This window comes from Pseudomonas sp. J452 (assembly GCF_024666525.1).
Classification (GTDB): Bacteria; Pseudomonadota; Gammaproteobacteria; order Pseudomonadales; family Pseudomonadaceae; genus Aquipseudomonas.
The window spans coordinates 4,790,520-4,812,240 of the sequence record NZ_CP088294.1 but is presented as its reverse complement, the minus strand read 5'-3'; the positions used below and the strand labels follow the sequence as shown (position 1 = coordinate 4,812,240).

The 21,721-nt window shown below is 64.3% G+C and carries 23 protein-coding genes; 20 read left to right on the top strand and 3 right to left on the bottom strand.

The genetic code is table 11. The features are described 5' to 3' along the window. Position 1: 1 nt before the first annotated feature. The 12 genes from acpS (at position 2) to LRS11_RS22050 (ending at position 12,115) form a co-directional block, all read left to right on the top strand. Positions 2 to 370 carry a holo-ACP synthase gene (gene acpS, locus LRS11_RS22105; protein ID WP_260494958.1) on the top strand — a complete coding sequence of 123 codons (369 nt, stop codon included), beginning with the start codon at positions 2 to 4 and terminating at the stop codon, positions 368 to 370. 26 nt (positions 371 to 396) lie between these two features. After that, on the top strand, positions 397 to 1,152 hold the full coding sequence (gene fabG, locus LRS11_RS22100) for a 3-oxoacyl-ACP reductase FabG (RefSeq protein WP_260494957.1): 756 nt from the start codon (positions 397 to 399) through the stop codon (positions 1,150 to 1,152). 9 nt (positions 1,153 to 1,161) lie between these two features. Continuing rightward, positions 1,162 to 1,743 carry a 3-hydroxyacyl-ACP dehydratase FabZ family protein gene (locus LRS11_RS22095; protein WP_409519769.1) on the top strand — a complete coding sequence of 194 codons (582 nt, stop codon included), beginning with the start codon at positions 1,162 to 1,164 and terminating at the stop codon, positions 1,741 to 1,743. A 43-nt stretch (positions 1,744 to 1,786) separates the two neighbouring features. After that, entirely contained in the window at positions 1,787 to 2,080 is a 294-nt protein-coding gene (locus tag LRS11_RS22090) for an acyl carrier protein (protein WP_260494956.1), read from the top strand. Between the two features lie 47 nt (positions 2,081 to 2,127). Next, a complete protein-coding gene (locus tag LRS11_RS22085) occupies positions 2,128 to 3,276 on the top strand; it encodes an aminomethyltransferase family protein (protein WP_260494955.1) in 1,149 nt (382 codons plus the stop codon). 104 nt (positions 3,277 to 3,380) lie between these two features. Further along, positions 3,381 to 5,930, top strand: coding sequence for a beta-ketoacyl-[acyl-carrier-protein] synthase family protein (locus LRS11_RS22080; RefSeq protein ID WP_260494954.1), 2,550 nt, complete (start codon positions 3,381 to 3,383; stop codon positions 5,928 to 5,930). Continuing rightward, positions 5,923 to 7,167, top strand: coding sequence for a beta-ketoacyl synthase N-terminal-like domain-containing protein (locus LRS11_RS22075; protein ID WP_260494953.1), 1,245 nt, complete (start codon positions 5,923 to 5,925; stop codon positions 7,165 to 7,167). The genes LRS11_RS22080 and LRS11_RS22075 overlap by 8 nt, the downstream gene beginning before the upstream one ends. Before the next feature lie 27 nt (positions 7,168 to 7,194). Beyond that, entirely contained in the window at positions 7,195 to 8,304 is a 1,110-nt protein-coding gene (locus LRS11_RS22070) for a hypothetical protein (RefSeq protein ID WP_260494952.1), read from the top strand. An 81-nt stretch (positions 8,305 to 8,385) separates the two neighbouring features. Further along, positions 8,386 to 9,084 (top strand): ABC transporter ATP-binding protein, encoded by a 699-nt coding sequence (locus tag LRS11_RS22065; protein WP_182834547.1) that lies wholly within the window; start codon positions 8,386 to 8,388, stop codon positions 9,082 to 9,084. Continuing rightward, positions 9,077 to 9,796, top strand: a complete 720-nt coding sequence (locus tag LRS11_RS22060; protein ID WP_260494951.1) for a hypothetical protein — start codon at positions 9,077 to 9,079, stop codon at positions 9,794 to 9,796. The genes LRS11_RS22065 and LRS11_RS22060 overlap by 8 nt, the downstream gene beginning before the upstream one ends. Further along, positions 9,793 to 11,118, top strand: coding sequence for an FtsX-like permease family protein (locus tag LRS11_RS22055; protein ID WP_260494950.1), 1,326 nt, complete (start codon positions 9,793 to 9,795; stop codon positions 11,116 to 11,118). The genes LRS11_RS22060 and LRS11_RS22055 overlap by 4 nt, the downstream gene beginning before the upstream one ends. Before the next feature lie 235 nt (positions 11,119 to 11,353). Further along, positions 11,354 to 12,115: an SDR family oxidoreductase gene (locus LRS11_RS22050; RefSeq protein ID WP_260494949.1), complete on the top strand. Its 762-nt coding sequence runs from the start codon at positions 11,354 to 11,356 to the stop codon at positions 12,113 to 12,115. A 51-nt stretch (positions 12,116 to 12,166) separates the two neighbouring features. Here the strand turns inward: LRS11_RS22050 and fabB are convergent, their stop codons facing one another. Both fabB and LRS11_RS22040 read right to left on the bottom strand, forming a co-directional pair. Continuing rightward, positions 12,167 to 13,390, bottom strand: a complete 1,224-nt coding sequence (gene fabB / locus LRS11_RS22045; RefSeq protein ID WP_260494948.1) for a beta-ketoacyl-ACP synthase I — start codon at positions 13,388 to 13,390, stop codon at positions 12,167 to 12,169. A 415-nt stretch (positions 13,391 to 13,805) separates the two neighbouring features. Next, the gene (locus tag LRS11_RS22040; RefSeq protein WP_260494947.1) at positions 13,806 to 14,972 is read right to left on the bottom strand and encodes a 1-acyl-sn-glycerol-3-phosphate acyltransferase; all 1,167 of its coding nucleotides are present in this window, start codon (positions 14,970 to 14,972) and stop codon (positions 13,806 to 13,808) included. A 92-nt stretch (positions 14,973 to 15,064) separates the two neighbouring features. Between LRS11_RS22040 and LRS11_RS22035 the strand changes: the two genes are divergently transcribed. From LRS11_RS22035 to LRS11_RS22025, 3 genes are all read left to right on the top strand, one after another. Then, entirely contained in the window at positions 15,065 to 15,247 is a 183-nt protein-coding gene (locus tag LRS11_RS22035; protein ID WP_182834173.1) for a CPXCG motif-containing cysteine-rich protein, read from the top strand. Next, the gene (locus LRS11_RS22030; RefSeq protein WP_260494946.1) at positions 15,247 to 15,507 is read left to right on the top strand and encodes a putative signal transducing protein; all 261 of its coding nucleotides are present in this window, start codon (positions 15,247 to 15,249) and stop codon (positions 15,505 to 15,507) included. Before LRS11_RS22035 ends, LRS11_RS22030 begins: the two co-directional genes overlap by 1 nt. 70 nt (positions 15,508 to 15,577) lie before the next feature. Then, positions 15,578 to 16,195 carry an SOS response-associated peptidase gene (locus LRS11_RS22025; RefSeq protein WP_173208908.1) on the top strand — a complete coding sequence of 206 codons (618 nt, stop codon included), beginning with the start codon at positions 15,578 to 15,580 and terminating at the stop codon, positions 16,193 to 16,195. Positions 16,196 to 16,304: 109 nt separating this feature from the next. Here LRS11_RS22025 and LRS11_RS22020 read toward each other — a convergent pair whose 3' ends face one another. After that, positions 16,305 to 17,201, bottom strand: a complete 897-nt coding sequence (locus LRS11_RS22020; protein ID WP_260494945.1) for a LysR family transcriptional regulator — start codon at positions 17,199 to 17,201, stop codon at positions 16,305 to 16,307. Between the two features lie 113 nt (positions 17,202 to 17,314). Between LRS11_RS22020 and LRS11_RS22015 the strand changes: the two genes are divergently transcribed. The 5 genes from LRS11_RS22015 (at position 17,315) to surE (ending at position 21,696) form a co-directional block, all read left to right on the top strand. Next, positions 17,315 to 18,427 (top strand): S-(hydroxymethyl)glutathione dehydrogenase/class III alcohol dehydrogenase, encoded by a 1,113-nt coding sequence (locus tag LRS11_RS22015; RefSeq protein WP_260494944.1) that lies wholly within the window; start codon positions 17,315 to 17,317, stop codon positions 18,425 to 18,427. A 48-nt stretch (positions 18,428 to 18,475) separates the two neighbouring features. Beyond that, positions 18,476 to 19,330 (top strand): S-formylglutathione hydrolase, encoded by an 855-nt coding sequence (gene fghA, locus LRS11_RS22010; protein WP_260496977.1) that lies wholly within the window; start codon positions 18,476 to 18,478, stop codon positions 19,328 to 19,330. A 100-nt stretch (positions 19,331 to 19,430) separates the two neighbouring features. Continuing rightward, positions 19,431 to 19,904: a 2-C-methyl-D-erythritol 2,4-cyclodiphosphate synthase gene (gene ispF, locus LRS11_RS22005; protein ID WP_260494943.1), complete on the top strand. Its 474-nt coding sequence runs from the start codon at positions 19,431 to 19,433 to the stop codon at positions 19,902 to 19,904. Beyond that, positions 19,901 to 20,959, top strand: a complete 1,059-nt coding sequence (truD, locus tag LRS11_RS22000) for a tRNA pseudouridine(13) synthase TruD (protein ID WP_260494942.1) — start codon at positions 19,901 to 19,903, stop codon at positions 20,957 to 20,959. The genes ispF and truD overlap by 4 nt, the downstream gene beginning before the upstream one ends. After that, positions 20,947 to 21,696 (top strand): 5'/3'-nucleotidase SurE, encoded by a 750-nt coding sequence (gene surE / locus LRS11_RS21995; RefSeq protein ID WP_260494941.1) that lies wholly within the window; start codon positions 20,947 to 20,949, stop codon positions 21,694 to 21,696. Before truD ends, surE begins: the two co-directional genes overlap by 13 nt. The last annotated feature ends 25 nt before the right edge of the window (positions 21,697 to 21,721 follow it).

Here is a 21,721-nt window from a genome sequence, read left to right as displayed (position 1 = left end):
CATGCATATCGGCATCGACATCGTGCAGATCGAGCGTATCCGCACCGCCAGCCAGCGCAGCGGCGAAGGTTTCATGACGCGGGTCTACACCGAACGCGAACTGGCTTACATCGGCAACCCCGAGGAGAACCCGGAGCGCGCGGCCGGTATCTGGGCGGCCAAGGAAGCAGCGGTGAAAGCCCTGGGTACCGGCTTTGGCGACGGCATCCTGTTTCACGACATGCAAATAGAACACGAGGAGAGGGGGCGGCCGTACCTGGTATTGGCCGGCCGTTTTCGTGAAGTCATGCAGCAGTCAGGTTTGAGTGCGGCGAGTTTGAGCATATCCCACTGCGGCACGCACGCAGTGGCGGCAGTTGTGCTCGGTTAATAACCAAAAAGACGATAGGTCAGACAATGGCAACGTTTTCGGATTTGCAGGGGAAGGTCGCGTTAGTGACCGGGGCAAGTGGCGATATCGGCCTGGCGGTGTGCGAGAAATTGCTGGAGGACGGTTGCAAGGTGTACGCCACCTACAACAGCAATCCGGCACGCCTCGGCGAACTGGCGGACCGTCAGGAGTACGCCGGACGCGTGATCGCGCTGAAGTGCGACATCACCAAAAAGGATGAACTGGAAGCGGCCATGACCGTCATCGAAGAAGCCGACGGCAAGCTCGATGTGCTGGTCAACAATGCCGGCAAGTACCGCGACAACCTGTTCTCGCTGATGGAGTACGAGGAATTCGACGACGTCATCAAGACCAACCTCTACGGCACCTTCATGGCCACCAAGGCGGCACTGCGCATGCTGCGCAAGGCCAAGCTGGCGACCGTGGTCAACGTCTCCTCGATCGCCGGCATGACCAACAGCTTCGGGCAGACCAACTACAGCTCGGCCAAGGCCGGGATGATCGGTTTCACCCGCACCCTGGCCGCCGAACTGGGCTCCAAGGGCGTGCGGGTAAATGCCGTGGCGCCGGGCCTGATCGAGTCGGTGATGACCAAGCGCGTACCGCGCAACGTGATCCGCCAGACCCTCTCGGTGATTCCTCTGCAGCGCATGGGGGAGACCCGTGAAGTGGCCGAGGCGATTGCCTTTCTCTGCTCCAGTTCATCGAGCTACATCGTCGGCCAGACGCTGGTGGTCGATGGCGGCCTGATCATGCGTTAAGGAGGCTCCATGGCCGATTCCGAAGAAAGTCTCGTTGCACCTTCGATGCTCATGAAGATGGGCCCCTGGCGTTACCCGTTCTTCCTGGTCGACAAGATCTGCGAGTTCAAGCGCGGTTCGCGTGGCTACATCACGGCGGTGAAGAACATCTCGTTCAACGAGCCGCAGTTCACCGGGCACTTCCCGGACAGCCCGATCATGCCGGGCGTGCTGATCGCCGAGGCGATGGGCCAGACCAGCGACTACCTGACCCTGCTCACCGCCTTCTGTGAAGAGTACGAGCAGCGTTTCGAGTGTGATCTCTCCGCTCGCCGCGACCTGCAGAAGGCTCTGCACTCCGAGGAAGGCATGGCGATTATTGCCGGCATCCGCAAGAAGTGGGGCGGCGTGCTGGCCTCCCAGGACCTCAAGTTCAAAAGTGTCGTGCTGCCTGGCGACACCCTGTTCATGCGCAGCGAACTGATCATGAAGGACCCGGCCGGCTTCAGCCATTTCAAGGTCGAGGCGCGCATCGGTCGGCGGGTGACCACCACCGGCAAGCTCGCCAACTTCTGGTTCGACATGTCGAAGCCGTTCAACTACCCAGGCTAAACCCCAGGCCAGGCTACAACCGCCATTCAGCGAGGAAGAAAACATGGACAAGCAACTGCAAGCAGTGATCGAGCAACGCCAGAGCGTGCTGAACAAACTCAAGGAAAGCCTGATCGACCGGCTGAACCTGTACCAAAGCAAAGAGCAGATCGACGACGACACCCCGCTGTTCGGTAGCGGCCTCAAGCTCGACTCCGTGGACGCCACCGAACTGGTGGTGATGCTCGACGAAGAGTTCGGCGTGCGCATCAGCGAGGGCGACGATCCGTCCTACATGCGCAACGTCAATTCCCTGGCCTCTTTCATCATCCAGCGCCAGGCCGCTGCCGCCGCCTGATTGGCCGCCGCACGCAATCCGCCGCCCACTTTTCAAGGAGCACTTTCATGAGTCTGGAATCCATTCATCAAGCCGCCGGCGCCACTCTGGTTGAACGCAATGGCGTGAAGATCCCGCTGCACTATGGCCATCCGGCCGAAGAGCATCTGGCCTCGCGCAAGAACATTCTGATGGTCGACTACTCGCACTTCGGCATCGTCGAAGTGCAGGGCGACGATGGCTACGACTTCCTCAATCGCGTGGTTGGCGGTGACCTCTCGGTGATCCGCGACGAGCAGGCGCTGTACACCCTGCTGCTGAATGATCAGGGTCAGATCGTCACCGACCTCTATGTGCTCTGCGATGACGAGCGCTTCCTGCTGATCTCCGAGTGGCTGCGCGGCGACAAGCTGGCTGCCAGCCTGCAGGCCCTGGTCGGCGAAGAAGAAGTGCAGATCAGCGCACAGAACGACAACCTCACCACCACCCTGTTCGAAGGTCCCTACAGCTGGGAACTGATGGCCGAACTGTACGGCTTCGATGTGCTCGGCCTGCCGTTCCTCGAGTTCATGCATGTCGACGACGCGATCCTGTTCCGCTCCGGCAAGCACGGCGAGTTCGCCTTCAAGGTCCTGACCTCCAAGGAAGGCGCCGCCGACCTGTGGCAGCGTGCCAGCGAGGTCGGTGCCAAGTTCGACATGAAAGCCGGCGGTATCGACTTCCAGGGCAAGTCGCGCCTGGAAAACCCCTGCTGGGATCCGGCCCTGGTCGGTGAGTTCAGCACCTGCCCGATCGAGCTGCAACTGCAGTGGGCGGTGCGCTACGACAAGGACGAGTTCATCGGTCGCGAGGCGCTGCTGGCCAAGCTGGAAGAAGGCGTCAAGCAGCGCGTGGTCGGCTTCGTGGTCAAGGGTGACGGCGCGACGCTGGGTCTGGGCGATGCGGTGTTCAGTGGCGAACAGCAGATCGGCAAGGTCATCACCCTCGGTCATTCGGTGGGCGTCGACGGCTATATCGGCCAGGCCCTGCTCGACAGCGAGTATGCCTATGCCGGTATCGACCAGTACCAGATCGCCGGCAACGGTGGGCGTGTGGCCATCAACACTTCAGCGATTCCGTTCCTGCAGAACTTCAGCTTCATGGTCAACCCGGCGGAGCACAGCTATGTCGATGCCTCGCGACCGAAGAGCCTGATCGAGCAGCAGGCCAAGGCCTGATACGTCGCAAACAACAACAGCGAGGGTGACCGCCGGGGACGGCGGCCACACCTTGGGGTGGCTTGAGGTCGCTCGTTCGAGTAGCACCGCAGAGGAGTACGGATATGGTCAAGCGCAAGCGAATAGTAGTCACAGGGATGGGCGTGCTGACGGCACTGGGCAATACCGTGGACGAGTTCCGCGAGGGCTTGTTCGCCGCCAAGGCGTCGATCCGTCCGAGTGAGCATTTCCTCAAGTATTTCGACCATGCCCTGGCCTCCGAGGTATTGCAGCCTGTCGACTACGAAGGCATCGCCGAGGAACTGCTGCCTGAGCTGGATCGCACCGTACTCTGGGGTTACAAGGTCGGGCGCGATGCGCTGGTGCAAGCCGGCCTGCTCAACGACCCGCTGTTGCAACAGACCAGCCTGGTGGTCGGGGTGTCCTCCGCGGGCGCCGAAGCCATCATGCCGCTGATCGAAAACCGTCCGCAGGAGTTTTCCGTTCGCAAGATGGAAGTCTCCGGCAACTTTTCCTCCATCTGTCCTGTGGTCACCTCGTTGCTGGGGCTGCAGGGCGGTTTCGAACTGGTGGCGACTGCCTGTACCGCCAGTACCAATGCCATCGGCATCGGTTTCGACCTGATCCAGAACGACAAGAATCCGGTGGCGGTGATCGTCGGTTCCGACCCGGTCTACCTGCCGACCTTTGCCGGTTTTCATGCGCTCAAGGCGATGCGCGAGGAGTCCTGCTGCCCGTTCTCCGGCACGCCGGGGCTGTCGATTGGCGAAGGCGCGGGCGCCATCGTCCTGGAAGAGTACGAGCACGCCAAGGCGCGCGGCGCGACCATTTATGGCGAGATCATTTCCTACGCCACCTCGTCCGATGCCCACCATGAAACCGCACCGGACCCGCGTGCCGAGGGCGCCACGCTGGTGATGCGCGCGGCCCTGGCGAATGCCGGGGTCGGCCCGGAGGCGATCCAGTACATCAATGCCCACGGCACTGGCACCGAAGCCAACGACCGCGCGGAAACCCTGGCGATGAAGAAGGTGTTCCCCAACATCGCCGACATCCCGGTCAGTTCGAGCAAGTCCTACTTCGGCCATAACATCGGCTCGGCCGGGATCATCGAACTGATCGCCTGTCTGGTCACCCTGCCCGAAGGCAAGGTGCTGCCGACCCTCAATTTCAGCGTGCCGCGCACCGGCTGTGACCTCAACTACGTGCCCAACGAGTTCCAGCAGCACGACGTCAAGCTGTTCATGAAGAACAACTATGCCTTCGGCGGCAACAACTGCAGCATCGTCTCCTCAGTCAAGCCCGAGCAGGTGCCGCAGACCGAGTACCGCCCGCGCCGCGTGGCGATTACCGGTATGGGCGCATTGAGTTCCCTGGGCTATGGCCAGGAGCAGATCAGCCAGCGCATTCGTGACGGTGAACTGGGCTCGGCGCTGGTTGCCGTGAGCGACTGGCTGGATGGCGACGAGAACAGCCAGGAGTACGAGAAGCTGCTGGCGGCCAACCCGCGTCTCAGCGAGATGCTCGCCGGCCTCGGTGAGGGTGATATCCGTGCCCTGCAATTCCGTGCCCATGAAGTGCGCAATATCGAGCCGCGCAAGCACCTGAAGAACTTCGACTCGCGCAAGGCCAGCAAGATCGCCACCTACGGTCTGCTGGCGCTGGAGCAGGCGCTGCAGAGTGGCGGCAAGAAGGTGCGTCACGGCGATACCGACACCGCCTTGATCATGGGCATGTCCAAAGGCCCGCAGTCGACGGTGGCCAAATATGCCCAGAGCCTGTACCCGGACCCGCGCCGCGCGCGCACTTTCGAGTTCCCCTCGGCGCTGATGAACTCGATTGCCACCTTCTGTGCCATCTCCAAGGGCATGAAGGGCTACAACACCACCCTGTCGACCGGCTACAACGCCTCGTTTGGTGCGCTGTTTTACGGTTACGAGCTGGTGCGTCAGGGCCTGCAGCCGCAGGCGCTGGTCGGCGGTGCCGACGAGAATGCCTATTCCTCGGCGCTGATGTCACAGGCTGGCAGTACCCGCGTCAGCTGGACCACCGAGGCGGACTCCTTTCAGGTCTACGGCGCCCAGCCCAGTGGTTTCGTCCTCGGCGAAGGCGCAGCAGTGGCCATGCTCGAGGATGTCGACAGTGCGCAGGCCCGCGGTGCGCAGATTCTCGCCGAAGTGGTCGGTTATGGTCGCTCCTGCGATGCCGTCTACCCGGGTGAGCCGGCGCTGGCGCGCGGCAATGCCATGACGGCGGCGATCCGCCAGGCGCTGGATGATGCCGGTCTGCGTTTTGATCAGGTCGACCTGATCTGCGGCACCAGCTGGGGCGTGGCGGAGAGTGCGGACAAGGAACTGGGGGCCGTGCGTGAAGTGTTCGGCAACGCCAGCGCCGAGATTCCGCTGGTCAACTACAACGGCTATTTCGGTTTCGTCGAATCGGCTGCCGCGCTGCTCAACCTGTCGCTGGTGCTGGAAGCCATGAAGACCGGCGAGATCATGCCGATCGCCTTCACCCGCGAGTTCTGTGCCGACGATATCGCCTTCGTGCGTGAGCCGATCCAGCGTGAAGTGCGGCATGCCCTGCTGATCGGTGCTTCCGACGGCGGCAACAACTACGCCGTGGTTCTGCGCAAGGGTGCTCTGCATGCCTAAGCCCCGCGCGGCGGTGATTTCCGGGGTCGGCGCCTGCAACGGCCTGGGCCTGGACGCACCGGCATTGGTCGCGGCACTGGCTGAACAGCGCCAGGCCGACTACCGGCCGTACTTCCCGGACGAGCGCGAGGCGGCCCGTTTGGGCATGCCGTTCAACCCGCTGCAGGTGGCCATGCCGGCGCTGGTCAAGGGCCGCCGCAGCGATGCGCCGACCGCCCTGGCACTGCTCCAGCGAGTGATCGACGAAGCGCTCCAGCATGCCGGCCTGGGGCCTGAGGCCCTGGCCGGGCCGCGGGTGCAGCTGTATATCGGGGGGCAGGGCGTGCAGCCGGAGGTGATGGAATTCACCGCCTACCTGCAGCGCAACGATCAGGAGGATCTGCAGCTCAACCCGACGCTCAAGCAGATGCACAGCGACAACTACGCCGAGGAGCGCCTCGGCCGTCTGCTCATGCAGCATTACCAACTGGCCATGCCGCCGCTGGCGCTGTCCACCGCCAGCTGTTCGAGCATGTCGGCGTTGTACCTGGCCAGCAAGGCGATCGAATCCGGTCGCGCGGATATCGCCGTGGTCGCGTCCTGGCAGCAGGTGACCCTGTACAACCTGATGTTCATGGGCGGCCTGAATGCCCTGGCGCGTGCGGTGACGCAGCCGTTCTCGGCGGCGACCGAAGGGGTGATGCTCGGCGGCGGCTTGGCCGCCACGGTGCTGGAAAGCCCCGAACACCTGGCAGCCCGCGGTGGCCAGGGGCGCCTGCGGATCGATGGCTTTGCCATGTGCCAGAGCGGCGGTTCGTCGCGCGGCGGGCAATCCTTCTCGCCGGATTTTCGCTCCATCTCGCGCACCATCGACGATTCGCTGGCGCAGGCAGAAGTCAGCGCCGAGCAGGTTGGCTGCATCTTCATGCACGGTAACGGCATCCGTGGCAGTGACCAGGCCGAGCTGATGGCGGTGCGCAAGGTGTGGGGCGATAACGGCATTCCGGCGGTCTCGTACAAGGCGCAGTTCGGTTATCAGGTGGCGGCCAGCGGCCTCACCGATCTGGCCATTCTCGCCGACGCCATGCAGCAACAACGCCTACTGGCATTCCGTGCCCAGGCGCCGCTGGACAACGCCGCCGGGGTGCAGTTGCACGCCGACCGCGAACCGCTGCCGCTGGTGTCGGACAAGGTGGTCAAGCTCGCCCTCGGCATCGAGGGTTCCGTCGCGGCCTGCACGTTGGCGCGCCTGGCGTGAGCCAGGACAGTTGATAGGGAAGAGTGCATGTCCGTCGAAGAAAAGCAGTTGACCCCGAGCCGCGCCGCCAGCAGCGCCGAGTTGCTCGGCGAGGAGGGCGCCAACAGCACGGCGCTGGCCCTGGTCGGGTTGTCCGTGGTGCAGCCGGAGCGCGCGCCGCTGCCCTATACGCAGCGCTGGTTTCGCGCCTGGGAGGGCGAGTTGTATCGCCGCGCGGTGCGCAAGACCGGGCGGCGGCAGTGGGATCTCAGTCGCTTCAGCGTCGATGGCGGCCCTGAGGCGAACAAGGCCGGTTACCGGGAAACCCTCGCGGCCGTCGGTCAGGCCGCCAAGCAGGCGCTGGCTGCGGCCGAGGCCAGTTGTGGTCGGCGCAGTTCGCGGGAGCGCCTGGCTCTGGTCTATTCGGATTTTTGGGGGCAGTGCTCGCACCTCGAACACGCCTTCAACTGGCGTGATGGTTTCGATCTGGACGTGATTCCCAAATTCCTCCTGCGCGAGCATGCGGTGGATGGCTACTCCTGCAAGGTGCAGGCGGGGCGCTCCGGTTTCGTGCAGAGCCTGCGCGTAGCGGGCGAACTGCTCAATGGCGGCGATATCGACAGCGTGCTGCTCGGCGGGGTGTTCCGCTTCTACCCGGCCCTGGGTTTCTCCGAGGCGATCGGCAATGCCGAGCAGGAGCGGCGCTGGCTGGGCAAGGGCGGTCAGCACAATGCGCCGATCATCGAACGCGCCGGTTTCATCGTGCTCAAGCGTGCCGAGGCCGCACTGAAGGCCAAGACCGCGCCGGTGCTGCTCGGTGCGCCGCAGTACCTGGCCGTGCCGGCCCGGCGTGAGGCCGCCGCTGCGGCGCTGCGCCAGGCCTGGTCGGCGCTGCTGCCGGAGCCACGGGCGATCATCTATGGCGGCCACTACCCCTCCAGTCTGCTGGCGGCGGTGGAGGGCAGCGCGGCTGCGGCCATGGGCGATCAACTGGTCTACGAAAACCTCTGTCGGCGCTTCGGCGACAGCGGCGGCATCAACCCACTGCTGGCGCTGCAGCGTTATGCCGAGCGCAAGGCCGCCGGCCACGATGGCGTACCGGCAGTCCTGTCGCTGAGCGACAGCCACGGCGGCACCTGGATGTTGCGGTGCCAGTGATAACGGATTTCGTGCCAAGGGGGCGAGGCCATGCAGGCTGATAACGGCGCGCCGGCAATCGCCGGCGCTGAAGGAAAGCGGATGCAGATCGTCAATGCCACGCAGCTGCCGATCGTGCGTCTGGGGCAGGTGGAAAAGCGTTACGGCAAGGGCGAGGGCAGCGTGCACGCGCTGCAGGCCATCGACCTGGTGGTCGAGCGAGGCGAGTTCGCCGCCCTGGTCGGTCAGTCCGGCAGCGGCAAGAGCACGCTGCTCAACCTGATTGGCGGCATCGACAAGCCGAGTGGCGGGCGCGTGCATTTCCTCGGCCAGGACCTGGCCGAGCTGAATGACCGCGAACTGGCCCAGCTGCGCGCCCAGGAAATCGGTTTCATCTTCCAGTTCTTCAACCTGTTGCCGGTGCTCAGCGTGTTCGACAACGTTTATTACCCGCTGATGCTCAACGGCTACAAGAAGGAGCAGGCACGTCGCCAGGTGATGCAGGCGCTGGAACGGGTCGGCCTGGAGAAGCACGCCATGCGCCCGCCGACCGAGCTGTCCGGCGGCCAGCAGCAGCGCGTGGCGATTGCCCGGGCGCTGGTGAAGAAACCGGCCCTGGTGATCGCCGATGAACCGACCGGCAACCTGGACTCGGAAACCGGCCGCTCGGTGCTGGAGCTGATGCAGGAAATCAATCGCGAGAACGGCACCACCTTCATCATTTCCACCCATGCCGACTCGGTGCGCGATGTCGCCAGCCGGGTTATCCGCATCGCCGACGGGAAGCTGCAACATGCTTAAGCGCCTGCCTCTGTTGCTCACCCTGGTACTGGCCGGCGGCGTACAGGCCAGCGTTCAGCCACCTGCCACGCTCGACGCCTATCGGGCGCAAAGCCGGGCCAGCCTGGACGCCCTGCTGGCTGACGGCTCGCTGAGCGCGGCCCGTGATCGCGCCATTCTGGCCGTGGTCCAGGCGCCTAGCGATGGGGTCGCCGAGCAGACCATCGAGGCCCTGGCGGCCTACCGCGAGCAGCACCCGGATGACCTCTACGCCAAGATGTACGAGGGTTACGGCTGGCTGTTCACCGCCGGGGAATACGTCAAGAAGCAGAACTACTTTCGCGCCGCCGAACTGGCCAAGCGCGGCTTCTTCCTGATCGACGAGGCCGTTGACCAGCAGCCGGACGACTGGCGCCTGCGCTTCCTGCGCGCCCGCCTGGATGTCTACGTGCCCGCCGAGTTCGGCCGCCATGTGGTGGCCCTGAAGGACCTCGACTACCTGCGCCAGCGCCAGGGCGAGTTGCCCGCGTCCCTGGCTGCGCTGATCGATTTTCTGCAGATCCGTGCCCTCGACGCAGACGGGCAACAGGCCCAGGCCGAGCAACTGCGTGAACAATTGCGCCGTTCGCCGCTGTGGGCCGAACTGCTGCAGCAGCCTGCGCCGAGTCGGCTGTTTCTCACCGCGGAAGAAATCCACTACGTGCTGGCGCCGATTGTGGAGGGCGAACAATGAGCGAGCTGCTGTATTACCTGGCCAACGCCATCATCGCCTACGCCCTGCTGCTGGTGCTGTGGACGGCCCTGAAACGACCGACCTCGATCCGTTACGCCTTCGCCAACCTGTTCCGCCAGCGGCGCCGCTCCGGCATCACCCTGCTGGCGATCATCATGGGCGGTGGGGCGGTGTTCATCTTCGGCGGCTTCGTCCAGCACTCCTTCTCGTCGCTGCGCGAGCAGACCATCCGCACCAACCTCGGCCACCTGCAGCTGTATCGCGAGGGCTACCTGGCCAGCGGCGCGACCAACCCGCTGCGTTACGGCATTCCCGGCTACGAACAGATCAAGCGGGTCCTGGCAGAAGATGCCGAACTCGGCCCGATGCTCAAGACCGTGACCGGGCAGATCGAGTTTTCCGGGATCGCCTCGCACTATGAGTCGGAGACCTCGACCTTCATCTCCGGAGTCGGTATCGAGCCGGCCAGCTCGCTGACCCTCGGTGCGCTGGATCGCATCGTCCTCGGCAGCGATCTGTCGCGCATCGACGGGCTCGGCGCGACCATCGGCACCGGCGTGGCCAAGGGCCTGTCGGCGGGCTATGACGCGGACCTCGACCTGCTGGTGGTCAACCCCACCGGCGGGCAGAACGCCATGTCGGTGACGGTGCGCGGGGTCATGCAGTCCGGCATCAAGGAGTACGACGACCGTGCCCTCAAGCTGCCGCTGAAGACCGCCCAGGACTTGCTGGAGACCGACGAGGTCAGTCGCATCATCATCCTGCTCAACGACACCGAGCAGACCGACGCGGCGCTGCAGCGTGTACAAACCCTGATCAAGCAACAGGGCCTCAAGCTCGAGGTACGCCCCTGGTCGGAACTGGCGGTGTACTACCACCAGGTGGTCAGCCTGTTCGACGGCATCTTCTTCTTCATCAAATCGATCGTCAGCGTGATCGTGGTGTTCATGATCGGTAACACCCTGATGATGAACGTGGTCGAGCGCACCCGTGAGGTCGCTACCCTGCGCGCCCTGGGCCTGACCCAGCGTGAGGTGGGGCGGCTGTTCATCCTCGAGGGCATCTTCATCGGCCTGCTCGGCGCGGCGCTGAGCGTGGCGGTAGGTATCGGCCTGGCCGAGCTGATCAACATCAACGGCCTGCCGATGCCGCCGTCACCCGGATACACCAAGGGTTACCTGGCGTTCATCCTGTGGGACGAGAACTTCAACCTGTTCTGGTTCACCTGCGCCCTGGCCATAGTGACCGCTGTACTGGCCTCGATCATTCCGGCCAAACGCGCGTCGAAGTTGCTGATCGCGGAGGCCTTCCGCTTTACCTGATAAGCGTAACAAGTAATTAGCAATGCCCTTGGCGGTACTCGTGAAGTTGTGCAAGTCGTTGTGCAGTTATAGACCTGTGATGAGTGGGGCGATGAAAGTTACTCGAAGAGTGTTTGGGTAATGCTCATAAAGTTGTCAGTGAAACAGCGAAAGTTGTTCCGTGGTTAATAAGAAATGCGCAGCCGCGGTGAATGACTGACGGACTAGGCGCTTCATCATCTGGGGAAAGAAAGTTATGAGTGCACAGCGGGAAACTGTTCTGATCACCGGGGCCGCGCGCGGCATCGGCGCGGCTATCGCCGAACGCTTTATCGAAGACGGTTACGACGTCATCCTCAATTTCCGCCGGGCCCAGGGCAAGGGCGCGGCCAGCGTCGACAAACTGGTGGCGCACGCCGAGGCTCGTGGTGTGCGGGCCTACAAGGCACAGGCGGATATCTCCGAGACGCGCGACATCGAGCAGATGGTCAAGAACCTGCAGGCCGAGGGCGTCGAGCGCATCGATCATCTGGTGCTCAACGCCGCCAGCGCGCCATTCAAGTCGATTCGCGAGCTGACCAAGCACGACTGGAAGGAGCTGTTCGGCACCAGCCTGATCGGCAACGTCGCCTGTATCAACCACGTAGTGCCATTGATGCCGGCCGGAGGCACCATCTGCGCCATCTCCGGTGTTGGCTCCCATGCGGTATTGCCGAACTACCCGCTGGGCCTGATGAAGGCCGCGCTGGAAAACCTGGTGCGCTATATGGAGGTGGACCTGTACGACAAGGGCATCCGCGTCAACGGCGTCTGCGGCGGCGTGGTCAAGAGCGAGATGCTGCCGTACCTGTCGGAGATGTGGCCGGGGATGATCGGGCGTCTGGAGTCGGTGGGGCGGCGCTGGGCGCTGGAGCCGATGGAAATCGCCAATATCGTCGCCTTTCTTGCCTCTGATCGCTCTACCGCGATTCGCGGGCATATCGTCATGGCTACGGGCGGCACCGGTCTGGCCGCCTGACTCTCGACCTTGCCGCCAGCCTGCAAGCGGGCTGGTGGCAAGCTCAGTCGCTTATGCGCCTTGCCAGCGCTTCAGCACCAGGGTGGCATTGGTGCCGCCGAAGCCGAAGCTGTTGCTCATGATGGTATTCAGGGTGACGTTCTCGCGGGTTTCGCGCAGTACCGGCATGTCGGTCAGTTCGGGGTCGAGGTTGTCGATATTGGCCGATGCGGCGATGAAGTTCTCGCGCATCATCAACAGGCAGTAGATCACCTCGTGCACGCCGGCCGCCCCCAGGGCATGGCCAGACAGGCTCTTGGTCGAGCTGATCAGCGGCATGTCGCGGCCGAACACCTTGCGCACGGCGCGCATCTCCGCCAGGTCACCGACCGGCGTGGAGGTGCCGTGGGTATTCAGGTAGTCGATCGGCTCGGTGACCCCGACCAGGGCGTCCTGCATGCAGCGCATGCCGCCTTCGCCGCTGGGTGCGACCATGTCGTAGCCGTCCGACGTGGCGCCGTAACCGATGATTTCCGCATGGATCTGCGCGTTGCGGGCCAGGGCATGCTCCAGCGCTTCGACCACCACGATACCGCCACCGGCGGCAATGACGAAGCCATCGCGGCGCGTGTCGTAGGGGCGCGAGGCCTGCTGGGGCGCGTCGTTGTACTGGCTGGAGAGGGCGCCCATGGCATCGAACAGGTAGCTCTGGCTCCAGTGCTCTTCCTCGCCACCGCCGGCGAAAACGATGTCCTGCTTGCCCATGCGAATCTGTTCCATGGCGTGGCCGATGCAATGCGCGCTGCTGGCGCAGGCCGAGGCGATGGAGTAGCTCAGGCCCTTGATGCGAAAGGGTGTGGCCAGGCAGGCCGAGACGGTGTTGCTCATGGTCCGCGGTACGCGGAACGGGCCGACCCGGGCGATGCCTTTTTCGCGCAGGATGTCCATGGCCTCCATCTGGTTGAAGGAGGACGCCCCGCCGGAGCCGGCGATCAGCCCGGTGCGCGGGTTGGAGACCTGGGCGTTGCTCAGGCCGGCATCCTTCACCGCCTGCTGCATGGCCAGGTAGGCATAGGCGGCGGCGTCACCCATGAAGCGTTTGACCTTGCGGTCGATGTTCAGGCTGTCCATGTCCAGCGGCACGGCGCCACACACCTGGCTGCGCATACCGACTTCGGCGTAGGTCGGGTTGAAGCGGATACCCGAGCGACCTTCACGCAGGCTGGTGCTGACGCTTTGCAGGTCATTGCCCAGACTGGAGACCAGTCCCATCCCGGTGATCACGACGCGGCGCATGTGCAAATCCCTTTAGAAACTGGCGGTGGAGCCGGTGCAAGTGACGGTCATAGGCCGCGCAGATTCTGCTGGCTGAGCAGGCATGCCTGAGCAGTCAGTAGTGCCGGTTTTTCCTGTGAGGATAAATAAACAAAGTTTGCCTTAAATTGCCAGTTGCTTTTGTCGAAGTTGCGCTGAAATAGCGAAAATAGTTTCGATGGTTGACGAAGGCTGGAGCTCGAAAGTTGTCCGATTGTTAAAGATTTTATACGTTGGGCTGTTGCTACGATTAATGTGATCGCGATGAACAATTAGTGGCATATTCGAGAGCACTTAGTTGCCCTGAAATAGAGCAAGAAAGTTATCGGCAGCAAGTAAAGCTTGGCGAGGTGGTGGGGGTGACCCGCTGCCGCGTGGCCGCAGCGGGTGAGGGGGATTACAACGGCAGGCCAGCCTTGATCCGGTACTGGTTGCGCACCGGCGTGGCGTACTGGCGGATCAGCCAGGGGCGTTGCTCGACCGGGCAGGCATCCAGGCGTCGCTGCCATTCGCCACGAGCCTTGGCCAGTTCGTCGGCGGCGAACAGCTGCTCAGCAGTCGGCACCTGCAGTGCGTTGTCGCGCTCGTCCCACTGGCTGTAGGCCAGATAATGCACGGGGAACAGCCGGTAGCCGCCGAGGATGTGCTGGTCCATCAGGCTGGCCAGCTGCTTGGCATCCTCGAAGCCAGCGGTGACTGGCGCACCGAAGTGGATATGCACGCGGCCTTTGTAGCCGGTGATGCCCAGGGCGATGCTGGCGTCATCCTCGCCGGGCGCCTTCTCGTAGCTACCGGTAGTGGCGCGGATCGACAGCTCGCGGGCCTTGGCCTGGTCGCAGGGGTCGTACTCGTAGCTGATCGATACCGGGATCAGGTTGAGCGAGCCGAGCACCTCGGCGAAGGCCTCGTCCTTGCGACTCATGTGGAACATCTTGAGGATCGCCGAGTCGGTGCGGTCGTCACCGTCCTTGGCGCGACCTTCGGCCTGGGCGATCCAGATCGACTGGCCGTCGACGCGGATCGAGTGGTTGATATAGGCCGACAGCAGCTGGAAGGCGGCCAGCTTCTCACGCCGGCCGGTCAACGAGCGGTGCACGATGAAACTCTTGTTCAGGCGCATCAAGTCGCTGACGAAGGGCCGCTGCAGCAGGTTATCGCCGATGGCGATGCGCGGCGTCGGCAGGCCGGCGTGGAACACGGCGTAGTTGACGAAGGCCGGGTCCATGACGATGTCGCGGTGGTTGGCCAGGAGCAGGTAGGCGCTGCCCGACTTGAGCTGTTCGACCCCGGAGTAGGTCACGCCATCGGTGGCGCGCTCGACGGTATGGTCGATATAGGGCTCGATGCGCTCCTGCAGCGCACCCACCGAACTCACATCGGCCAGTTGCTGACGCAGCCGATGGGCTATAAGAGGTTTAAGCAGCCAGCCGAATGGCCCGGCCAGACGCGGGAAGCGGAAACGCGTCAGGGTGCCGAGGAAGATCGGGTCGGCCAGCAGGCGGGCCAGGACGGCGGGGACTTCGTGGTCGGCGTAGGGTCGGATGGAATCGAATTCGCCCATCATGCTCTCGTTGTTCAGGTGCCTAGGCTCAGGGGGACTCCCGCGAGCCTGCAATAGACCGGCGATTGTAACCGCAAGTCACAGTGGAGGTCGTGATGCTGGAATCACAGGCGTATCAATGTCCCTATTGCGGCGAGCCGGCGGAGGCGCTGCTCGACCTTTCCGCCGGTGACCAGGAGTACGTCGAGGATTGCCCGGTGTGCTGCCGGCCGATCATCTTCGACCTGCGTACCGACGGCGATGACTGGTCACTGGATGTGCGCACGGAGAACGACTGATGCAGCGTATCTACGAACCGCAGGACCTGCTGGAAGGTGAGCTGCTGCTGGGCATGCTGGCCAGCGAAGGGGTGGATGCCCACCTCGCCGGGCGTCACCTGCTCGGGGCGATCGGCGAGCTGCCGGCGCTGGGGCTGCTCGGCCTGCTGGTGCAGGACGATGATGCCGAGCACGCACGCCACCTGATCGATGCGTACAATGCCGCCGCGCCCCTGCCGGGTGAGGAGCCCGATGCCAGTCCCGGCATCCTGCTCTGCTAGTTTTCGCGGCCCGCCAGGCAATCGGCGCGTCGCGGTCTTTCCGCCCTGTTGATGTTGAGCCCGTTGCCTTATGAGTGGACGTTACGGCCTGTTTCGTTGGTCGCAGAGCCTGGCCACGCTGCCGGGTTTTCCTGCCGGGCAGGCACCGCACTGGAACCTCGCGCCGGGCAATCAGGTGCTGTTCCTGCGCCATGTCGACGGTGAACTGCACGCCGCCAGCGGCCGTTGGGGGCTGACCCCGGCCTGGCTGAATGACCTGAGTAAGGCGCCATCGCATGCCCGCGCGGAAACCCTCAGCGAGCAGCCGATGTTCCGTGAGGCGTTCCGCCAGCGCCGTTGCCTGTTGCCAGCCAATGGCTTCTACGAATGGCGCGGCGAGCTGCGCAAGCGGCCATTCTGGCTGACCGGCGAAGAACCCCTGCTGCACTTCGCTGCGCTGTGGGAGGCCTATCCGGCGGGCGATCAGCTGTACCTGAGCGTGGCCATGGTCACTCAGGCTGCCGCGCACCTGCGCCGACCCTTGCTGCTGGATGCCGAACAGCAGCGCGCCTGGCTGGCCGAAGACACCCCGCTAGCGGAGTTGCAGGCGCTGTTGCTGATCCCGACACCGCCGCTGCGTGAGCGGGTGTTGGCCAACCTGGTCAACGATCCCAAGTTCGATGCGCCGGAGTGCCTGACGCCGGCGTGAGGCTGCCCTATCCCTGTAAGAGCGAGCTCTGCTCGCGAAGCTCTGTGTTGGCCTGCTTCGCGAGCAGAGCTCGCTCCTACAAGTCCGCTGCGTCTGGCGTGCTGATATATCAGCCGAGTTGCTGATACTCCGGTCGCTGCGCCAAGCCTTCCTTCAATAGCTCGACCAGCTGCCGCACCTTCGGCGACAGATGCCGTTGCTGCGGGTACAGCGCCCACACCGCGGTATGCGGCGGTTTGTGCTGGGCCAGCAGTTCGACCAGCTCGCCGCTGCGCAGGTGCGCCTGCACGTAGTAGTCGGGTAGCTGGCACAGGCCGAAGCCGCGCAGTGCCGCGTCCAGCACCGCCTCGCCGCTGTTGCAGCGCCAGTTGCCCTGCACCCGCTGGGCCAGCTCGCGGCCGTCCTGCTGGAAACTCCAGCTGTCGCTGCTGCCGATCAGGCAGTTGTGCCGCGCCAGTTCGGACAGCGAGTGCGGGCGGCCGTAGCGCTCCAGGTAGGCCGGCGCCGCGCACAGGTGCATGACCCGCGGCGCCAGGCGCGTTGCGAGCATGCGCGAGTCCTGCAGGCGGCCGAGGCGGATGGCCAGGTCCAGGCCGCCATGCAGCAGGTCGAGGGTCTGGTTGCTCAGTTCGATCTCCACCCGCAGTTGAGGGTGACGCTGCATGAAGTCATTCACCAGCGGCACGATAAAGCGCTCGCCATAGGCCACCGCGCAGGTCATGCGCAGCAGGCCCTTGGGCTCGCCGGCCAGGTCGCCGACTGCGCGCAGGGCTTCCTCGCGGGCATCCTGCAGGCGCTGGCAGTGCTGCAGAAAGGTCTGTCCGGCCTCGGTCAGCGCGACCTTGCGCGTGCTGCGGTAGAACAGGCGGGTCTGCAGGCGCTCTTCCAGTTTGGCCACCTGGCGGCTGACCTGCGACGACGACAGTCCCAGGCGCTCGGCGGCGGCGCTGAACTGGCCGCATTCGGCGACCGCGACGAATTCATCCAGGCCTTCCCAGCGGTTCATATGATTAGATTATCCCTGGTTGGCAATAATGTTTTGCTTGGCGGCTGATTATCCAGCAAAACGCACTGATCTACACTCTGCGCCACTTTCTACCAGCCTGTTGGAGAACCCCCATGATCAAGTCCCGCGCCGCCGTGGCTTTTGCCCCGAACCAGCCGCTGCAAATCGTCGAAGTGGATGTGGCGCCGCCCAAGGCTGGCGAGGTGCTGGTGCGCATCATCGCCACCGGCGTCTGCCACACCGATGCCTACACCCTGTCCGGTGCCGACTCCGAGGGTGTGTTCCCGTCGATTCTCGGCCATGAAGGCGGTGGCATCGTCGAGGCGGTGGGCGAGGGTGTGACCTCTCTGGCGGTCGGCGACCACGTGATCCCGCTGTACACGGCTGAGTGCCGCGAGTGCAAGTTCTGCAAATCCGGCAAGACCAACCTGTGCCAGAAAGTCCGCGCCACCCAGGGCAAGGGCCTGATGCCGGACGGCACCAGCCGCTTCAGCTACCAGGGGCAGCCGATCTACCACTACATGGGCTGCTCGACTTTCTCCGAGTACACCGTGCTGCCGGAAATCTCCCTGGCCAAGATTCCCAAGGACGCGCCGCTGGAGAAGGTCTGCCTGCTCGGCTGTGGCGTCACCACCGGCATCGGCGCGGTGCTGAACACCGCCAAGGTGGAGGAGGGCGCCACCGTGGCGATCTTCGGTCTCGGCGGCATCGGCCTGGCGGCGATCATCGGCGCCAAGATGGCCAAGGCCAGCCGCATCATCGCCGTCGACATCAACCCTGCCAAGTTCGAGGTGGCCCGCGAGCTGGGCGCCACCGACTTCGTCAATCCCAAAGATCATGACAAGCCGATTCAGGATGTGATCATCGAGATGACCGATGGCGGAGTCGACTACAGCTTTGAGTGCGTCGGCAACGTCAAGCTGATGCGCGCCGCGCTGGAGTGCGCGCACAAGGGCTGGGGCGAGTCGGTGATCATCGGCGTGGCCGGTGCCGGCGAGGAAATCAGCACCCGGCCGTTCCAGCTGGTGACCGGGCGGGTCTGGCGCGGTTCGGCCTTCGGTGGCGTGCGCGGCCGCACCGAGCTGCCGAGCTATGTGGAGAAGGCGCAGACGGGCGAGATCCCGCTGGATACCTTCATCACCCACACCATGGGCTTGGAACGGATCAACGAAGCCTTCGACCTGATGCACGAAGGTAAGAGCATCCGCACCGTTATCCACTTCTAAGCGCGAACGGCGCCTGGGTTACCACCCGGGCGCCCGTGCATTTGAGGACTGCCCATGAGCCTGGAAATCGTCTCCAGCAACAAGAGTTGTGGCGGCTGGCACAAGCGCTATCGCCATCGCTCCAGCACGCTGAGCTGCGACATGCAGTTTGCCGTCTACCTGCCGCCGCAGGCCGAACAGGGCGCCAAGCTGCCGGTGCTGTACTGGCTGAGCGGCCTGACCTGCACCGACGAGAACTTCATGCAGAAGGCCGGCGCGCAGAAACTCGCCGCCGAGCTGGGCCTGGTCATAGTCGCCCCGGATACCAGCCCGCGCGGTGCCGAGGTGCCGGGCGATCCGGAGGGCGCCTGGGACTTCGGCCTCGGTGCCGGTTTCTATGTCAACGCCACCCAGGAGCCCTGGGCGCGGCATTACCGTATGCACGACTACGTGGTGCACGAGCTGCCAGCGCTGATCGAGGCCAACTTCCCAGTGTCGGATAAACGCGGTATCAGCGGTCACTCCATGGGCGGCCACGGTGCGCTGGTCTGCGCCTTGCGCAATCCGGGGCGTTACCAGTCGCTCTCGGCCTTCGCGCCGATCAGCAACCCAAGCAATTGCCCCTGGGGCGAGAAGGCCCTGGGCCGTTACCTGGGTGAAGATCGCAGCCGCTGGCGCGAGTGGGATGCCTGCGCCTTGCTGGCCGATGCGCCGGAGAAGCTGCCGATCCTGGTCGATCAGGGTGATCGCGACGACTTCCTGGCCAACCAGCTCAAGCCCGAGGCGCTGCAAGCGGCGGCCAAGGCCGCCGGCCATCCGCTGAACTTGCGTCTGCAGCCGGGCTATGACCACAGCTACTACTTCATCGCCAGCTTTATCGATGACCATCTGCGTCATCATGCGGCGGCCTTGCGCAACGCGTAGCCCGGATGCAATCCGGGAAATTGACCCCCGGATTTCATCCGGGCTACGGGGCAATCCGGTTAGAATCACGCCCTGACATATTCAGGGCGTTCTCTTTCCTATGCGTATCGGCCACGGCTACGACGTACACCGCTTCGGCGAGGGCGATTTCATCACCCTGGGCGGCGTGCGTATCCCGCACAAATTCGGTCTTGTTGCTCATTCCGACGGCGACGTGCTGCTGCATGCGCTTAGCGATGCGCTGCTCGGCGCCGCGGCGTTGGGCGATATTGGCAAGCACTTCCCCGATACCGACCCGACCTTCAAGGGCGCCGACAGCCGTGCGTTGCTGCGCCATGTGCTCGGCCTGATCCATGCCAAGGGCTGGCTGGTCGGCAACGTCGACGCCACCATCGTCGCCCAGGCGCCGAAGATGGCGCCGCATATCGAGACCATGCGCGGGCTGATCGCCACCGACCTGCAGGTCGAGCTGGATCAGGTCAACGTCAAGGCCACCACCACCGAGAAGCTCGGCTTCACCGGTCGCGAGGAAGGCATCGCCGTGCACGCCGTGGCTTTGCTGGTGAAAGCATGAACGAGGCGCAACTGCTCGGCCCGCGCGCCCATGGCGAAGCCTGTGGGCGCGCCGTGCTCAAGGCCACGGCGGAAGACTTCCAGGTCGATGAAGTGCTCGATATCCCGCTATCCGGTCAGGGTGAACACCTCTGGCTGTGGGTGGAGAAGCGTGGGCTGAATACCGAGGAAGCGGCGCGCCGCCTGGCCCGGGCCGCTGGTGTATCGCAACGGAATATCAGCTACGCCGGGCTGAAGGACCGCCAGGCGCTGACCCGCCAGTGGTTCAGCCTGCACCTGCCGGGCAAGGCCGATCCGGACCTGAGTGGGGCCGAAGGCCATAGCCTGAGTATCCTCAAGAGCGCACGGCATTCGCGCAAGCTGCAGCGTGGCGCCCATTCGGCCAACGGCTTCACCCTGCGCCTGACCCAGCTCGACGGTGACAGGGAAGTCCTGGAACAACGCCTGCAGCAGATCCAGGCCCAGGGCGTGCCCAACTATTACGGCCTGCAGCGCTTCGGCTTCCAGGGCGGCAACGTATTCGAAGCGCGCCAGTTTGCCGAACGCCACGAGCTGCCGGAGCAGCGCAACCTGCGCTCGCGCCTGCTCTCGGCGGCGCGTAGCTACCTGTTCAATCGTCTGCTGGCCGAACGGGTGGCGGCGGGCAGCTGGAGCCAGGTGGCGGTCGGCGATCTGCTGGCGTTCACCGACAGTCGCAGCTTCTTCATGGCCGGCGAAGCCGAGTGTAGCGATCCGCGCCTGGCCATTCTCGACCTGCATCCCACCGGCCCGCTGTGGGGCAGTGGGCCGTCACCGGCAGCCGGTGCGGCGCACGCGCTGGAGCAAGGCGTGGCGACGAGCGAGCAGGCATTGGCGGACTGGCTGGTCGAAGCGGGCATGGCGCACGAACGGCGTATCCTGCGCCTCCCCATCGGCGGCTTGTCGTGGCATTATCCTGAGCCTGACATTCTGCAACTGCACTTCGTCCTGCCGGCCGGATGCTTCGCCACCGTGGTGGTGCGCGAACTGGTCGATCTACTGCCGGCAGGGCAGACGGATAATCCATGCGAATTCTGATTTCCAACGACGATGGGGTGATGGCGCCCGGTATCGCCGCGCTGCATGGCGCGCTGGCCGACTACGCCGACTGCGTCATCGTTGCCCCGGCCGAGGACAAGAGCGGCGCCAGCAGCTCGCTGACCCTCGACCGTCCGCTGCACCCGACGCGTTTGCCCAACGGCTATATCAGCCTCAACGGTACGCCGACTGACTGCGTGCACCTGGGCCTTAATGGCCTGTTCGAGCAGGTGCCGGACATGGTGGTGTCAGGGATCAACCTGGGCGCCAACCTGGGCGACGATGTGCTGTATTCCGGCACCGTGGCGGCCGCGCTGGAAGGGCGTTTCCTCAATCACCCGGCATTCGCCTTCTCGCTGTTGTCGCGGCAGACCGAAAACCTGCCGACCGCCGCCTATTTCGCCCGCAAACTGGTCGAGGCTCACGAGCAGCTCGATCTGCCGCCGCGCAGCGTGCTCAACGTCAACGTGCCCAACCTGCCGCTGGAGCGCATCCGTGGCATCCAGTTGACCCGTCTCGGTCATCGCGCCCGTGCGGCGGCGCCGGTTAAGGTGGTCAACCCGCGCGGCAAGGAAGGCTACTGGATCTCGATCTCCGGCGATGCTGAGGATGGTGGCCCGGGTACCGACTTCCATGCGGTGATGCAGGGCTACGTGTCGATCACCCCGCTGCAGCTCGATCGTACCTTCAACGATGCCTTCGCCAGCCTCGAAGGCTGGCTGGAGGGCTTGCTCTGATGCGTGGCCAGGATCATCTGCAGCG

Bases quoted from the DNA above. Each gene is read 5' to 3' on its own strand.
- LRS11_RS22060 (WP_260494951.1), top strand. From the start codon at position 9,077: ATGCTTAAGCGCCTGCCTCTGTTGCTCACCCTGGTACTGGCCGGCGGC.
- LRS11_RS22025 (WP_173208908.1), top strand. From the start codon at position 15,578: ATGAGTGGACGTTACGGCCTGTTTCGTTGGTCGCAGAGCCTGGCCACG.
- LRS11_RS22050 (WP_260494949.1), top strand. From the start codon at position 11,354: ATGAGTGCACAGCGGGAAACTGTTCTGATCACCGGGGCCGCGCGCGGC.
- LRS11_RS22095 (WP_409519769.1), top strand. From the start codon at position 1,162: ATGGCCGATTCCGAAGAAAGTCTCGTTGCACCTTCGATGCTCATGAAG.
- LRS11_RS22075 (WP_260494953.1), top strand. From the start codon at position 5,923: ATGCCTAAGCCCCGCGCGGCGGTGATTTCCGGGGTCGGCGCCTGCAAC.
- truD (WP_260494942.1), top strand. From the start codon at position 19,901: ATGAACGAGGCGCAACTGCTCGGCCCGCGCGCCCATGGCGAAGCCTGT.
- LRS11_RS22080 (WP_260494954.1), top strand. From the start codon at position 3,381: ATGGTCAAGCGCAAGCGAATAGTAGTCACAGGGATGGGCGTGCTGACG.
- LRS11_RS22065 (WP_182834547.1), top strand. From the start codon at position 8,386: ATGCAGATCGTCAATGCCACGCAGCTGCCGATCGTGCGTCTGGGGCAG.
- fabG (WP_260494957.1), top strand. From the start codon at position 397: ATGGCAACGTTTTCGGATTTGCAGGGGAAGGTCGCGTTAGTGACCGGG.
- LRS11_RS22030 (WP_260494946.1), top strand. From the start codon at position 15,247: ATGCAGCGTATCTACGAACCGCAGGACCTGCTGGAAGGTGAGCTGCTG.
- LRS11_RS22020 (WP_260494945.1), bottom strand. From the start codon at position 17,201: ATGAACCGCTGGGAAGGCCTGGATGAATTCGTCGCGGTCGCCGAATGC.
- fabB (WP_260494948.1), bottom strand. From the start codon at position 13,390: ATGCGCCGCGTCGTGATCACCGGGATGGGACTGGTCTCCAGTCTGGGC.
- LRS11_RS22015 (WP_260494944.1), top strand. From the start codon at position 17,315: ATGATCAAGTCCCGCGCCGCCGTGGCTTTTGCCCCGAACCAGCCGCTG.
- LRS11_RS22085 (WP_260494955.1), top strand. From the start codon at position 2,128: ATGAGTCTGGAATCCATTCATCAAGCCGCCGGCGCCACTCTGGTTGAA.
- LRS11_RS22070 (WP_260494952.1), top strand. From the start codon at position 7,195: ATGTCCGTCGAAGAAAAGCAGTTGACCCCGAGCCGCGCCGCCAGCAGC.
- LRS11_RS22040 (WP_260494947.1), bottom strand. From the start codon at position 14,972: ATGATGGGCGAATTCGATTCCATCCGACCCTACGCCGACCACGAAGTC.
- LRS11_RS22035 (WP_182834173.1), top strand. From the start codon at position 15,065: ATGCTGGAATCACAGGCGTATCAATGTCCCTATTGCGGCGAGCCGGCG.
- acpS (WP_260494958.1), top strand. From the start codon at position 2: ATGCATATCGGCATCGACATCGTGCAGATCGAGCGTATCCGCACCGCC.
- ispF (WP_260494943.1), top strand. From the start codon at position 19,431: ATGCGTATCGGCCACGGCTACGACGTACACCGCTTCGGCGAGGGCGAT.
- LRS11_RS22090 (WP_260494956.1), top strand. From the start codon at position 1,787: ATGGACAAGCAACTGCAAGCAGTGATCGAGCAACGCCAGAGCGTGCTG.
- surE (WP_260494941.1), top strand. From the start codon at position 20,947: ATGCGAATTCTGATTTCCAACGACGATGGGGTGATGGCGCCCGGTATC.
- LRS11_RS22055 (WP_260494950.1), top strand. From the start codon at position 9,793: ATGAGCGAGCTGCTGTATTACCTGGCCAACGCCATCATCGCCTACGCC.